The following is a 14853-nucleotide window of genomic DNA, read 5'->3' on the forward strand; positions in this document are numbered from 1 at the left end:
ATTTAGGTACACCGCTTTTTTGAAGTGGGCAACAAATAAGTATGTATAGTTTAACAAGCGTATGTTATTTGGTTAAGGTTGTTAAGCAGCTTTACTTATCTAAACTGATTAATTTAGGTAGGGATATAATTGTATTAAACTATGAGTGAACCTGTTCTGAAGTCTATTATCCAATTAATGGCAATATCTGCAAGTGTTGATGGAGTTATATCGGCTTCGGAGAAAAGAGTAATTACAGATTTTATTCAAGAACAGTTAAGTGCTGAGGCGACTGATGCTTTTATTCAGTTGTTTAACGAGTATGCAGACATTGCATTGGCTGGGCATATCCAAACGATTAATATTTGTAAACGAATTAATGAAGAACTAAATCAAAAGCAAAAAATTATTGTATTGTTTCACTTGTTGGAATTGGTAAATTCTGATGGAAACTTGCACAGTGATGAAAGTAACTTTATAGATGAAGTTGCCCAAGCTTTTAATATAGATGAGCACGAGTACAGTATTATTAAGGCGTTTGTAATTGATGATGATGCGCTTAAGCTGGGTTTACAAAATATACTGATTATTAGTAGTCAAAAATTTGACAGTAAAATAAAACATGTACATCGACCTAATTTTAAATCATCGGTAGGCATTTTACGCATACCAAGTGTAGAAATGTATATGTTGAAGTATTTTGCGGGTGAAACAGATACCTACCTCAATGGCTTTTTGCTCAAAGATCGTCATATCTATACCTTCTCTAATGGCTCTTCTATTCGTGCCGACCTGATTGACCCTATTTATTACAGTGATGTAGTCAGTAACTTTCTTCAAGAGCAAAACGTAGCACGTATTACCTTTGAAGCTTCGCATGTGTACTATACTTTTCGTGGAGGTAAAATAGGCTTACGTGATATTAATGTGACCGAAGAGTCAGGAAAGTTGATAGGTATCATGGGGGCTAGTGGTTCTGGAAAGTCTACCCTAATCAATGTGTTGAATGGCAATGAGGCACCTTTGGGGGGCAAGGTACTAATCAACGGAGTGGATATTCATGACAGTGAAGAAAAAAGCAAGATAAGGGGAGTAGTAGGTTATGTACCCCAAGACGACTTGTTGATAGAAGAGCTTACAGTGTATCAAAACTTATATTATGCAGCAAAACTTTGCTTTGGACATTATCAAGAAGAAGAGATAGATGAACTAGTGATAAAAACACTGGTGAGCTTGGGCTTACTGGAGGCTAAAAACCTAAAAGTAGGTAGCTCCATGGAAAAGATCATCAGTGGGGGACAACGCAAGCGTTTGAACATAGGATTGGAGTTGCTACGGGAACCTTCCATTTTATTTATAGATGAACCCACCTCTGGGTTGTCATCTAATGACTCTGAAAATATTCTTGACCTACTTAAAGAGCTTTCGCTGAAAGGTAAACTTATTTTTGTAGTGATTCATCAGCCTTCGTCTGACATTTTCAAAATGTTTGACAAACTCATTATATTAGACGTAGGTGGGTATCAAATTTATTATGGTAATCCTATAGAGGCAGTCACCTATTTTAAAGACCTGGAAAACCTGATCAATAGCTCGCAGGGAGTGTGCCCCACCTGTGGTAATGTAAACCCTGAACAGATATTTAATATTATAGAAACTAAAATTGTAGATGAGTATGGACGTTATACTCCACAACGAAAAGTTTCACCAACTCAATGGCATAAGTACTTCAAAGAACGAATATCGTTACCCAAAGTAGAGGCTATCAAAGAACCTCCCAAGAGCACGCTTCACTTACCTTCCCGTTTTCGTCAATTTATGATTTTTAGCTTTCGTGATATACTCGCTAAGCTAAGTAATGCTCAATATATGGCGATTGGCTTGCTGGAGGCACCGTTGCTTGCCGTAATACTGGCGTATATTGTACGGTTTTATAGGGTAGACCAAGAGACTGGGAATGGCTCGTATGTGTTTAGTGAAAACATGAATGTACCTGCGTATATTTTTATGAGTATTATTGTGGCATTGTTTATTGGGCTGACCATTAGTGCTGAAGAAATATTTAAAGATGCGAAGATACTCAAACGGGAGCGGTTTTTACACCTGAGCCATAGCAGTTATTTGTTTTCTAAAATCTTTATACTTTTTGCTTTTTCGGCTTATCAAACAATGACTTTTGTATTGGTAGGAGCGCTCATTCTGGGAATCAAAGGCATGACCTTTACCTATTGGATGGTGCTGTTTTCTATTGCTTGCAATGCCAATATGATGGGGCTAAATATCTCTCGTACTTTTAACTCAGTCATTACTATTTACATTCTAATTCCTTTACTTATTATCCCACAATTGATCTTAGGGGGAATTGTAGTAAAGTTTGAAAATGTTAACCCACAGTTGGCCTCTGAAAACAATGTGCCTTGGATCAGTGAGTTTATGGTGTCGCGTTGGTCATTTGAGGCACTTGCAGTCAGCCAGTTTAAAGATAACCCACACGAAAGAGGTTTTTACGAGTATGATCACCAAATGGCAACTGCCGATTATAAAAAGGTGTATTTTATTCCTACGCTTGAGTCTAAACTATCGTATTGCCTTACCCATATCAAAGACAATGATGACAAGGTCAGGAACAAAGTACAGAGAGACTTGAAAATATTGCGTAATGAAGTGGGTAAAGAACTGAAAAAAGTGCCAGGTATTCAGCTAAAAAAATACCCTGAATTAAGCTACGAAGGTTTTGATTTTGCCGTAGGCGAAGCTACCAAAGTGTATCTGAAAAAGCTAAGGTTGTATTATGTGCGTATGTATAACAAAGCAAGCAAAGCCAAAGATAGGCTCATTCGTGAACGGACTAAAACTAAAGAAGGCAAAGCGGCTTTCTTAAGTTCGTTGAATCGCTACCACAACAAACAAGTAGCAGACATGGTAAAAAACACTAGCAACCCATTACGTATTTCTGAGTCAGACGGCAAGCTTATTCAGCATATTTACCCTGTGTTTCAGGATCCCGACAATGTAAGTAATTTGTTGGACTTTAGGGCACACTTTTTTGCGCCCCGCAAACACTTTATGGGTTTTTATATAGATACACTTTGGTTTAACCTTGGGGCAATATGGTTTGCCACCTTGATGCTGTTTATTAGCCTGTATTTCAAACTGTTTAAGCGGGTACTTACTTTCTTAAGCTTTCGCAAAAGCTTCCGTTAATTTTTTTGAATCATAATACTGGATCAATATCATAACAACCTGTTGGTATATAACTAAAAAATAAGTACTCAATGAAAATACTACATACAGCAGATTGGCATTTAGGAAAAAAGCTGGAAACGTATACTCGTTTGCCAGAGCAGGAAGAAGTGCTGGACGAAATTTGTCAAATAGCTGATCGTGAGGCCGTAGATGTAGTGATAGTAGCCGGTGACCTGTACGATACCTTTAATCCTACCAATGATGCCATCACACTATTTTATAAAACCCTCAAACGTATCTCAAAAAATGGCACTCGACCAGTAATTGCCATTGCAGGCAACCATGACTCGCCCGACCGCATAGAAGCTCCTGATCCTTTAGCAAAAGAATGTGGCATTGTGTTGTTGGGGTTTCCTCATTCTGAGGTAAGTCCATTTAAGCTAGATACCGGATTGGAAGTAACTAAGTCTGAGCAAGGATTTTTAGAAATGAAAGTGCCAGGGCATGATGCCCCATTACGTTTGATTGTAACACCTTATGCGAATGAATTGCGTCTGAAAACATTTTTAGGCTTGACCGACAAAGAAGGAGAGTTGCGTAACTTGCTACAGCAAAGGTGGCAACAACTTGCTGATACTCATTGCAACCCGCAAGGCATTAATATGCTGGTTGCTCACTTGTTTATGATGAAAAAAGGGGGAGAAGCACCTGTAGAAGACGAGTCGGAAAAATCTATTTTGCACATAGGAGGCGCCCAGCAAATATATACTGAACAAGTACCTTCGCAAATGCAATATGTGGCATTGGGGCACTTGCATCGCTACCAAAACATAAGTGGCGCTCCCTGCCCGGTAGTATATAGCAGTAGCCCATTGGCATATAGTTTTGCCGAAGCCAACCAAACCAAGTATGTAGCAATAATAGAGGCTGCGCCTGGTAAACCAGTAGAGGTAAATCGCATTGCCCTTGAAAAAGGAAAAAAACTACTGCGGGGTAGATTTGATGAAATGGACAAGGCAGTAGAATGGCTCAAAGAAAACCAAAATGCTTTGGTAGAGATTACCATTGTAACTGATCATTACTTGACTGCTAAAGAACGCAAAACCCTCAATGAACACCATTCGGGTATCATTGCTATTATACCTGATGTAAAAAATAAGAACCCAAATTTATCAGACAAGGCATCAAGCATTGATACCAGCAAGCACATCGATGATTTGTTTCGCGATTATTTTAAATCAAAAAACAACGACCAGGAACCCAACGATCGTTTGATGGATTTGTTTAGGGAGGTGAGGAGTAAGTAAAAACTTAAATGGTTGTGTGAAACGAGTCTAAAATCATTTACAAAAAGAGAATCTTTTGCTCAAAGCGTAACAATGGAAAGTAAAAGCTCAAGGCAGTGATGTTGCCTTGAGCTTTGTTGCTTTTGACTTGTTACACTTCTTTGGTTTGAGTAAGCAAGTCGTACAGATTAAATTCGTTGAGTAGGCATTGCAGCTCTATAATAGTATTTTGCAAATAGCGCGTGAGTTGCTCAGACTCGTTTGCCCGAAGGTAATCGAGCGAGGTATCAGCGTTGAGAGCAAAAGCCTCTAAACGAATACGTAAACTAAGGGCAAATAAATCTAAAGGTTGAGCGGGCACCTCAATTTGTGCCTCCAAATTTAAATTAATATCTTGCATACTGTATGCATTAAGTTGTTTTACAAAAAGCCCTTGAGGAAGGTTCCAAGCTAAACCTCTTGGGCTTATATTCTTACCGTAAGAATATGAACAAATATAACAAAAAAGCTTACCTTTTGCAAGAAAAATAAAGGTTAAGTTGCTGGTTATCAAGTAACTAAATGTGAATGTTTAGCATTGCTTCATGCGCATATATAATTCCCTTCGCACTCTCCTATAATTCAAAAACAGTGTTTGTTAGCAAAAAGAAAACTTAGTCTTGTCCATCTCTCAACAACCTGATGTATTGATGCCAAGGACCAACATCTTGAGCATAATGCTTTACCAATGCCCGCGATATTTGATTGAGGTGTGCCATATCATGGATAGTCCAGGTAGCAAGCAACTCTTGTAGAGTGACTGTACCCAAGTCGGGATGAATGCCTGTTTTAGTCAAATCTGTTGGGCTTAAGTTCCAGGATTTTAACTCTTGTAAATTGGCTTGCTGGAGTTGGTCAAACTCCTCTAGTAACTCATCTAAGGTTGTGCCTACCGATAATTGCTCTTGAGCAAAGCGATCAAAGGGCACAAATGTTTTATCGGCTTGGTTGCCCAAAATAATTCGCCCTCGTGGTATCCAATCGGTTTGCTCTCCGTGGATCAAATGCCCTACGATGTCAAAAGCGTTCCAGGTGTTTGCCCCCTCGTTGATGTGCGCCCAATCATATTGCAAACCCGTAAATAGCGTCTTATATGCTTGCGGGGTACGTGCCAACAACTCAATAGATTTATCTAAATGAAAATTCATCGTTTTTATGGTCAAGAAAGTCAAAAGTTCTTATGTTGTCAAAATTTTGCTGGAAAATTAGGAGCGAGGCAATTAACAATTTGGTTGCCCTGATAACCCATTGTTCCTTCCATAAGTATAAGTAAACCTGGGTTAAAACAGGAAAGCAGGTTCTACGTTTATTATTATGAAGACTGAAAATGGTTGACTTAATCACTTGCTATAAACCCTCAACTACTAGGTTCCAACTATTCAAAATTGTCTAACATCGTCTTTCTTTATGCGAACTTGCTCATTTTTATTAATGTGTTCATTGAGTTTTTTAATGATGGTCTGTTTATCATTACAAGCCCAAAATAAGCTCAAGGTAGATTCTCTGAAAGAAGTGCTCCAGGCTAATATTTCAGACAAACAAAAGGCAGACACATATAATTGTTTAGCCTATCAATACAGGTATGCTGACTCTTCTAAAGTAGCTTTTTATACTTCTCAGTCAATAATGTTGGCAAAAAAAGCCAACTATGGCGCTGCACAAGCCGATGCCTTGTACTACCTGGGGTGGGTTACCATGATCAAAGGACACTACCAAGAAGCAAACCGTTTTTATGAACACTGCATGGAGGTGGCACAAGAAGCTGGCTATGCAAAAGGTAAGGCCAATGCCCTGAACGGGATAGGGGTTGTTTATCGTATGCAAAGCAACTACCCTCAGGCATTAAAAATGTACCAAAAATCTCTCAAGATTCGATACAAAATCGGCGATCAAAGGGCAGTAGCAGAAAGCTATAACAATATAGGTTTTGTTTACTTGTGTCAGAGCAAACATACTCAAGCGCTCAGAATGTATCATACCGCCCTTATTATATACAAACAAACTAGAGATTTGCAAGGAATAGGCAGGAGTTATGTGAAAATAGGAGAGGTACACCGTATACTCAACGAATACCCTCAGGCACTTAAAATGCACCAAAATGCGCTTCGAGCTCACAAAAAGTTGAGGAATAAGCAACAGATGGCACTTAGCTACATTAAAATAGGTGATGTGTATCGAGCACAAGGCAACTATCTTAAGGCATTTAAAGTCTATCAAGAGTCTCTCAAGTTGCAGGAACAGATTAGTGATAAAGTAGGTGTATCTTGGAGTTACTTTAAACTAGGAGAGGTACATCGCATGCAAAGAGAATATGACCAAGCACTTAAAATGCACCAAAAAGCGCTTAAAATACGCAAGCAAATCAGAATTAAAAGACTTACTGCCTGGAGCTATACCAAACTGGGGCGCATATACGACTTGCAAGGTGCGCATTTCCAGGCACTCAATATGCACCAAAAAGCGCTTAAAATACGCGAGCAAATTGGAGATCAGATTGACATTAGCTGGAGCTATGATGAAATAGGCAAAATACACTGTATTCGGAAAGAGTACAAGCAGGCACTCAAGATGCACAAGGAAGCGCTTAAAATACGAAAAAAGCTGGGTGCCAAAACCTGGGAGGTGAAGTCTTACCTGTTGATAGGGCGAGTTTATCTCACCCAAAAGAGAGCCGATTCGGTCAAGTTTTATTTTGAAAAAGCCTTGGCATTGAGGGGGGAAATTGGAGAGCCACTGGCACAAGATTACGTAATTTTAGGAACCGCCTATTGTGTACTGGGTAATTATAAAGAAGCCCAACACCACTTGGAAAAAGGCATTCAGATGGCTAAAGAAAATGGTCGACCAGAGACTGTTAGGGACGGAGCTGAGTACTTGGTCAAAACTTATGAGGGGCTAGGACAAATTGACAAAGCTTACCAGTGTCTGAAGCTTTTCACACAAATGGCAGATAGTTTGCTTAATGGGGAAAATATTCGTAAAGTAGCCCAGTTAGAGGAGAGGTACATAGCAGGTAAACAGCAAGATTCACTTTCGGCGATTCAAGCGAGCGAACGGAAAGTATTGGTGGCTGAGATTAACGCCCAAAGAGCCAACCGCCGTACAGCATTGATCGGAGCCGGTTTGTTGGTGATACTACTCTTGGTTTTGGGTTTGTTTTATCATAGCAAACAACGTGGTAACCAGATGCTGGTTGCTACCAATGCCCAATTGGTAGAGCTAGACCGATTTAAACAGCAAATGCTTGGAATGATTGTACATGACCTCAAAAATCCACTCAACTCTATTATTGGCTTATCTGAAGAGCAAACCAACCCCCAGTTTTTTACTGACATCAATCGTTCGGGTAAGCGTATGCATCACCTGATTATGAATATATTGGATGTGCAAAAAATGGAAGAGCACCGACTAAAAATTGAGCCACAAACTACTTTGGCAGAAACCATCATCAATGCAGCTGTAGCACAAGTAAACTACATTATACAAGAAAAAGGACTAAAGCTCAAAGTGGGATGTTTGACTGGTTTTTCTGTAAACGTAGATATTGATCTAATGGAACGGGTAGTGGTAAACCTGTTAACCAACGCTACCAAATATACGCCTGTAGGTGGCACAATCACCATTGATATAGTGTCTGATGCCCCAACGGGTTTTTGCAAAATACAGGTAAGTGATACAGGGGTGGGCATTGCGCCTGAACATTTAGATAAAGTATTTGATAAGTACCAGCAGGCTTTTGCCAAAAAATTGGGACAGATGCGTTCTACTGGGTTGGGGCTTACCTTTTGTAAGTTGGCAACCGAGGCGCATGGGGGAAACTTAGAGGTTGCTTCTGTTCGGGGCAAAGGAGCTACTTTTGGGTTTACTGTGCCCTTGTCAGAAAACCAGCCCATATCATTGCCTCAGGAACTAAAAACAGAAATTACGGATGTCAGCGACTCACAAAATATTGTGCTCACATTTACCAAAACAGAAAAAGAAATACTACAGTCTATTCTTCCCCAGCTGGTAAAATGTAAGTTGTATGAAATAAGTAAAATAGGGAAAATACTGGATACATTACCCGTAGATGTAAGTGAAAATATTAAGGAATGGATGAGTGCATTGAAGGACGCGATATATACACATGATACTACGCGTTTTCAGGAGTTGCTAGATATAGTGCAGTAAGCAGTAGTATCTGTTATTTACCCTCCTACTTTTTAACCAACGGCTTGTCTTAGTAGTATCTTGTTAGTTTTAATTTTACTACTATGAAACAAACCATATTTGTAAGTATGTTGTTATGGCTCAGTATGCCTGCTACTGGCATTGGTCAGGCAAATCTGCCCAAGCATCTGACAGTAACCCTCAACACGCATACCCATAGCATTTATATTAACGGTCAAACGATCTTGCAACCCTTTGACCTCAAGCAAATAAACCGAATATTAGGTAAGCCCAGCCGTACTCAAACACACACTCGTAAAATACGCTTCGAGAGACGAGGCTATCGGAGTGTACCACCTACTTCTGAAATGATAGATATGACAGAGTATTATTATATTTATGATCAATGGGGGTTGATGTTTGTCAAGAGCAACTCTATAATCAAAGCCAAACCTTTGAAACTCATCGTGTTTTTTCGTAACCCAAGAATATTTACTAATACCCGTTCCTTCAACTACCGCCCTTATACTGCCTTTGTTGGTACCCTGAACCTTAATGGAAATACCGTGTTGCCCAATCAAAAAGTAGTACCTGCTGGAGTAGATGATCAAAGCGAAGGGTTTACTCAGTGGGGTGTTTTATGGGGAGCTACTTCTATAGGTACTGTGATAGACCGCCTGTATAGTGCCAAAGCATCACCTCATCTAATGATATATTTGGATGCGGGCAAAACTCAACGTATAAGTTATATAAAAGTTTTTTCAAAAAGCCATTGATTGTTGTTTAGCATAGCACTATCCTCACCCAGGCTTGCTTAGCCCCCCAACACAGCCCTCAAACCCTCCAATGTACGGTTTTTCACGGCTGCCCAGGCATCTTGTAAGGCAGGGTTGCTTGCTGTTTCATACTTTTGCCACAAGTAATCGTTTTTTGCCACCGTTATAATCAGTTGATCCATAAATGCCTCATAAAATTCCATCCCTAGTTTGTTGTGCCCTTTGATCTGCGAAATATGCCCATAAATAGAAGAATGCTCTATATTACCCAACAATAATAGTAAGGCATTACGAAGCTTTCGCTTACGGTTCCGATCGTTATCTACTACCTCAGGAGCAGTAAAGTAGGCTTTGATCTGTTCACCCAAAGCTGGATGAGCAAACAAGGCTTCATAAAAATGATTAAAAAACTCAGGGTTGCGAATACAGCAACGCCTATAGCTTGCCAGCGCCAAATCAATACTTTTGTTTTTATGCAAGTGAATTGCCTGAAGTTCGTGTTTTACCTCGCCCATACTAAAGTAGCGGTCATTGGGGTGGTACGCCAGCATTTTCTTTAATACACTCCGGAGTTTTGTATCTTCTATTTGTGCCAATACCTGTTGATTGACCTTTTGTACATTAAAAAAGTGGAGGCGATGTTGAAATACCTCTTGTAGTGAAGCCTTACCTCGGCTTAGTGGACGAAACAAAGGCGTGCCTGTGAGCATCTCAAAAATAACCGCACCTAACGAAAACTGGTCAGACTTTTCGGTAGCATTGCGCATATCGGCCAAAGCCTCTGGAGCCGCATAATGCAAGTCGGCAAGAAAGTGTTCTCCCTCCTGCGGTGTTTTTACATTATCAAGTAGCTCAAATGGCGAAATAATAGGCTTTAGCTCATTATCTATTAGTATTTTAGACGAACGAATTCGTTGATGAATTTCTCCATGAGTATGTAAATAATCAATGGCATCTGCCAATTGAATTGCCATCTCTATAGCGCTGACTCTGGTAAGTGGCAATACCCTCAAAATAGATTGAAGCGAAATACCATCTACATACTCTAGTATCAGGCATTGCGGAAAGCTGTCTAAATGGGTACCCAATATTTTAATGATGTTGCGATGTTTGAAGTTCAATATTCGGTCGATACGGGCATCTCTGGCTCGTTTGCTTGCTGTCTGAGTTTCTTTATCTACCGGACCAAACTCGTATTTTTTTAGTGCCCTGATGATTATCCTACGGTTAGAGTTGAGTTCGGTACCGTGGTAAAATACCGCCGAATTGCCATTGATAGGATCTTTTACCTCATAATGAGCCGCTAGTTTGAGTTTGAGTTGTTTTTCCAGCGATTTAGACGAAATTCGGAAAAGGTAGGCAAAGTTGTTTCTTGCAAAACCTTCAATATCATCGCATAATTTAAGGGTTGTACGCCTCAACAAGTTTTTTTCCAGTTCTATATTTTCTGAAGTAGCCACCCGTCCCAATTCGTTCGACTTGTTTTCCTTTATTCTTGCCCTTAGGTTGAGGTATTCGTTTCTAAGTTCTTCTACCGTATCAAAAAAAGCATCGTCTAAAATACGGCAGGCAATATCCAGGTCATTGCTGGAAACACGTTGTTTTAGGTTTTTCATTATCTGGAAGTTTTTGGTAGTTTGTTTTACAAGTTAGCACAAATCAAAAACTTAGCAAATGCCTGGCAGCAAGTTGATGGTCTAATAAGTTGTGTGGGTTTTGTTTTTGAGATGAATAAAGTTTGTTGCTGGCAGTAAAATAGTCCAAAGTTCAGAATGGGTTGATTTTAAACAAGCCCTCAATGTTAAAAGATACGTGTGTGCGGCAAAAGCTTCTTCCACCTGTTTTTTTCTACCTTGCTTACTTGTGTACCACTCAGGTTGAGGGTGTGCAAGTTTTGCAATAGTGTTAGTTCTTCGGGTAAATATTGGATGGGATTGTTGGCAAGAATCAAATACCTGAGTTTAGACAAATGTCTTATGCTGGCAGGTAGGCTAGTAATGTGATTATAGCTCAGTGCTAAGGTGTTGAGTTGGGTGAGGTGGCCTATCTCTTCAGGCAGCGTGTGTAGTTGATTCATTACCAAAGAAAGTTTTGTAAGTTGTTGCCACCGCCCTACAAATCCAGGCAGTTGGGTGAGTTGGTTATCGTCAATTCTCAACACCTTTAACCTGTTTAGGTAAGCCATTTCAGTCGGTAAACTGGTAATTTGATTGTTAGATAGCACTAGTTCCTGGAGCTTGAATAACTCGCCAATGTGTAAAGGAATGGCTTCTATTTTCAATGCTGACAAATCAAGTTGTTCGAACTTTTCGAGCGAGCGTAATAGTCCGTACTTAAGAAATCCAAGTATTACCCCACGGTTGAGTTTTTTTGGGGGTGTAGGTGGTCGGTTAGAACAGTTACCTGAACGTTCTTCTTTATTTTTGTCATCAATTATAATACTCATTCTAATTGCCAGATTTGTAACTTTAACTATTGCATCGGTTGAATGTTTATTGAAAGCCTGTTTTTAATAAATAATCTACTTGTAAACTAGTGAAAGTCAGTATATAAAGCAATAAAAAACGAAGTTCTTGGTGGAACTTCGTTTTTTATTAGACAAGTGTTTGGTTATTTCTCCAGTTAATTGGCAGCCACAAGTTCTACCTCAAATACCAATACGGAATTGGGAGGAATGTCAGCACCTATGCTTCGAGCGCCATACGCCAATGCTGAAGGAATCACAAAAGTAGCTTTATCGCCTACTTTTAATAAAGTGATGCCTTCATCCCAGCCTCTAATCACTTGTCCTTTGCCCAAAGTAAACTCAATAGGTTCATAAGGACGTTTGGGATTATACTTTCCGCTTTTTTTTGCTACAGCCTTTACATTGGTATCAAACACTTTTCCATTGAGTAGCTTACCAGTATAATTGACTTTTACTTTACTACCTGGGGTCGCTTTTTTGCCTTTGCCTGCTTTTCGTATCACATAGTGTAACCCTGAAGCGGTTACTTTTGCATTACCCAACTTCTTTTCTTGTAGGTATTGTTGAATCTTCGCCTTTTCTTTGATTTTGAGTTGTTGGTCATCATTTTTACCTTTAATCCCCACCAACTCTACCTCAAATACTAATACCGAATTGGGTGGAATATCTCCCCCAGCACCACGCTCACCGTAACCCAAATAAGAAGGAACCAGCAAGGTAGCTTTGGCGCCTGGCTTTAGCAAAGCAATGCCTTCATCCCAACCCTTGATTACTCGTCCTCTGCCTATCTGAAATTCAAACGGCTTATAAGGGCGTCCAGGGTTGTATTTACCGTGTACTTTGGCTTGATCTTCTAGACTTGTGTCAAATACTTTCCCATTGGTAAGCTTACCCGTATAGTTTACTTTTACCGTTTCGCCTGGTTTGGGCAGGGCACCCTTGCCTGCCTGGTGTATTACATAGTGTAAACCAGAAGCTGTAGCTTGTACATTCTTTAATTTTTGCTCAGCAATGTATTTATCCATGATAATCTTTTCACGGGCACGCATTTTTGCCAGTTTTCTTTGTTGAGCCTCTAACATTTCGGTTTGGTTGCGCACTTTTATTACCTTTATTATATAAGAAATATAGGTACCTTGTTTGGCAAAAGGAGGCATTGGACGTTTGCTGTATTTAGCCACTGTATCTACTGGACTATCTATCAATGCACTGTCACCCTCGGCAAGCAAAGCAAAAGCCTCAGTAATATCGCCTTTAAACTGGGGAGGCTTAATGGGGAGGTTTTCTACTGGTGTACCTTGAGTAAAACTATTGGTAAGTACTTTGCCGTCGGGAGTGGTCATTTTGAAATGAAAGCTCATAAAATCCCCCATTTTACATTTACGGGCAGTTTTATTGTGCTTAAGTAGCGTGTATTTAATGCCACTAGGGAGGGTTTTTTGGGCAGATTGAGCAACTACCGTTGTCAAAGCAACGCTACAAGCCATTACTACCAACCATATTTTTTTCATCATAAATATAAGATTTAGTTTTTTTCAAAATTCATTCAACAAAACCAAAAAACGTGGTTTTGCCCATTGTGTTGCATGGCACGTTGTAAAATGAAGTTATGCAAAAATAAAAAAAGAGACTTCAATCCTACTTGAAATCTCTTTTTAATCTTAGCAAATAATTCTTAACCATCAGCTGTAAATAATACCTCAATAGATATGAATTTAAAAACTGATAACTTCAGACTTGTTGCTTTTAAAACTATACTACTGCTTCACCTTTAAGGTAAGTATCTACTGGTGTATAAGGTAAGTCAAATGCAGTAGCTACAGGTTGGTATACAATCTCACCCTGAACAATGTTTAGGCCTAGCTTTAGTTCTTTACTGTCCTGACAAGCTTTTTTCCAGCCCTTGTTGGCAAGTTGAATAGCATAAGGCAAAGTAGCGTTAGTCAGAGCAACAGTAGAAGTGTAAGGTACTGCGCCAGGCATATTGGCTACACAGTAGTGTACTACTTCATCAATTACATAAGTAGGATCTTCATGTGTGGTAGGTTTACAGGTTTCAATACATCCACCTTGATCTACTGCCACATCTACTACTACAGTGCCAGGCTGCATAGTTTTCAGCATGTCTTGAGTGATCAAGTGAGGCGCTTTGGCTCCAGGAATTAATACTGCGCCTACAATCAAGTCAGAGTGTTGGATAGCTTCGGCAATATTGTACTGGTTAGACATAATAGTTTCTACATTGGCAGGCATAATATCAGCCAACTGGCGTAAACGAGGTAAACTAATATCCATAATAGTTACGTTGGCACCCAAGCCAGCCGCCATTTTAGCTGCTTGTGTTCCTACAATACCCCCACCAATAATCAGTACATTGGCAGGTTTTACACCAGGTACACCACCCAATAAAATACCACGACCACCAGTAGGCTTTTCGAGGTATTTGGCTCCTTCCTGTACTGCCATTCTTCCCGCCACCTCTGACATAGGCACCAAAAGAGGTAAAGAACGATCAGCTTTCTCAACAGTTTCATAAGCCAAACAAATAGACTTATTGTCAATCATTGCCTTAGTCAAAGCCTCAGAAGAAGCAAAGTGGAAATAAGTAAATACCAATTGGTTTTCTTTGATTAGTTTGTACTCAGAAGCAATTGGTTCTTTTACTTTAATAATCATCTCAGCAATATCATAAATTGCCTCAATATTAGGCAAAATCTGAGCACCAGCGTCTTTGTATGCTTCGTCCGAAAAACCACTACCTTCTCCCGCTTGGGTTTGTATATATACTGTATGGTTGTGATTCAACATTTCGGTTACACCTGCAGGTGTAAGGGCAACTCTACTTTCGTTTTGCTTTATCTCTTTTGGAACACCGATAATCATTGTTATGCTTTGGTTTAAATAAAAAGTGTCAAAAAAACTATGTGAAAAATGGGCAAAAAATAACTTTTCAATTTTGACTTTATGTATT

The 14853-nt window shown here is 39.6% G+C and carries 10 protein-coding genes; 4 read left to right on the top strand and 6 right to left on the bottom strand.

Annotation, left to right across the window (positions count from 1 at the left end; translation table 11 throughout):
• Positions 1-141: 141 nt before the first annotated feature.
• Complete coding sequence (locus tag Q0954_RS00755; RefSeq protein ID WP_299452386.1) at positions 142-3183, top strand: ATP-binding cassette domain-containing protein; 3042 nt, start codon at positions 142-144, stop codon at positions 3181-3183.
• Positions 3184-3254: 71 nt separating this feature from the next.
• The gene (locus Q0954_RS00760) at positions 3255-4472 is read left to right on the top strand and encodes an exonuclease SbcCD subunit D (protein WP_299452388.1); all 1218 of its coding nucleotides are present in this window, start codon (positions 3255-3257) and stop codon (positions 4470-4472) included.
• Between the two features lie 130 nt (positions 4473-4602).
• Here the strand turns inward: Q0954_RS00760 and Q0954_RS00765 are convergent, their stop codons facing one another.
• Both Q0954_RS00765 and Q0954_RS00770 read right to left on the bottom strand, forming a co-directional pair.
• Entirely contained in the window at positions 4603-4851 is a 249-nt protein-coding gene (locus Q0954_RS00765) for a hypothetical protein (RefSeq protein WP_299452390.1), read from the bottom strand.
• A gap of 253 nt (positions 4852-5104) precedes the next feature.
• The gene (locus Q0954_RS00770) at positions 5105-5638 is read right to left on the bottom strand and encodes a DinB family protein (protein ID WP_299452392.1); all 534 of its coding nucleotides are present in this window, start codon (positions 5636-5638) and stop codon (positions 5105-5107) included.
• A gap of 304 nt (positions 5639-5942) precedes the next feature.
• Between Q0954_RS00770 and Q0954_RS00775 the strand changes: the two genes are divergently transcribed.
• Positions 5943-8660, top strand: coding sequence for a tetratricopeptide repeat-containing sensor histidine kinase (locus tag Q0954_RS00775; RefSeq protein WP_299452395.1), 2718 nt, complete (start codon positions 5943-5945; stop codon positions 8658-8660).
• An 83-nt stretch (positions 8661-8743) separates the two neighbouring features.
• Positions 8744-9415 (top strand): hypothetical protein, encoded by a 672-nt coding sequence (locus tag Q0954_RS00780; RefSeq protein WP_299452397.1) that lies wholly within the window; start codon positions 8744-8746, stop codon positions 9413-9415.
• A 38-nt stretch (positions 9416-9453) separates the two neighbouring features.
• On the opposite strand, the gene Q0954_RS00785 is transcribed toward Q0954_RS00780, so the two are convergent.
• The 4 genes from Q0954_RS00785 to ald form a co-directional block, all read right to left on the bottom strand.
• Entirely contained in the window at positions 9454-11031 is a 1578-nt protein-coding gene (locus Q0954_RS00785) for a protein kinase (RefSeq protein WP_299452400.1), read from the bottom strand.
• A gap of 185 nt (positions 11032-11216) precedes the next feature.
• Positions 11217-11861 (bottom strand): leucine-rich repeat domain-containing protein, encoded by a 645-nt coding sequence (locus Q0954_RS00790; protein WP_299452403.1) that lies wholly within the window; start codon positions 11859-11861, stop codon positions 11217-11219.
• Positions 11862-12037: 176 nt separating this feature from the next.
• Positions 12038-13396 (bottom strand): FKBP-type peptidyl-prolyl cis-trans isomerase, encoded by a 1359-nt coding sequence (locus Q0954_RS00795; RefSeq protein ID WP_299452405.1) that lies wholly within the window; start codon positions 13394-13396, stop codon positions 12038-12040.
• A 238-nt stretch (positions 13397-13634) separates the two neighbouring features.
• Positions 13635-14765, bottom strand: a complete 1131-nt coding sequence (gene ald / locus Q0954_RS00800; protein ID WP_299452407.1) for an alanine dehydrogenase — start codon at positions 14763-14765, stop codon at positions 13635-13637.
• Between the last annotated feature and the right edge of the window lie 88 nt (positions 14766-14853).

Origin of the sequence: uncultured Microscilla sp., assembly GCF_947493425.1 — a bacterium.
Taxonomy (GTDB): Bacteria; Bacteroidota; Bacteroidia; order Cytophagales; family Microscillaceae; genus Microscilla.

Coding starts and splice junctions, on each gene's coding strand:
- Q0954_RS00755 (WP_299452386.1), top strand. CDS start 142: ATGAGTGAACCTGTTCTGAAGTCTATTATCCAATTAATGGCAATATCT.
- Q0954_RS00795 (WP_299452405.1), bottom strand. CDS start 13,396: ATGATGAAAAAAATATGGTTGGTAGTAATGGCTTGTAGCGTTGCTTTG.
- Q0954_RS00765 (WP_299452390.1), bottom strand. CDS start 4,851: ATGCAAGATATTAATTTAAATTTGGAGGCACAAATTGAGGTGCCCGCT.
- ald (WP_299452407.1), bottom strand. CDS start 14,765: ATGATTATCGGTGTTCCAAAAGAGATAAAGCAAAACGAAAGTAGAGTT.
- Q0954_RS00760 (WP_299452388.1), top strand. CDS start 3,255: ATGAAAATACTACATACAGCAGATTGGCATTTAGGAAAAAAGCTGGAA.
- Q0954_RS00770 (WP_299452392.1), bottom strand. CDS start 5,638: ATGAATTTTCATTTAGATAAATCTATTGAGTTGTTGGCACGTACCCCG.
- Q0954_RS00775 (WP_299452395.1), top strand. CDS start 5,943: ATGATGGTCTGTTTATCATTACAAGCCCAAAATAAGCTCAAGGTAGAT.
- Q0954_RS00785 (WP_299452400.1), bottom strand. CDS start 11,031: ATGAAAAACCTAAAACAACGTGTTTCCAGCAATGACCTGGATATTGCC.
- Q0954_RS00790 (WP_299452403.1), bottom strand. CDS start 11,861: ATGAGTATTATAATTGATGACAAAAATAAAGAAGAACGTTCAGGTAAC.
- Q0954_RS00780 (WP_299452397.1), top strand. CDS start 8,744: ATGAAACAAACCATATTTGTAAGTATGTTGTTATGGCTCAGTATGCCT.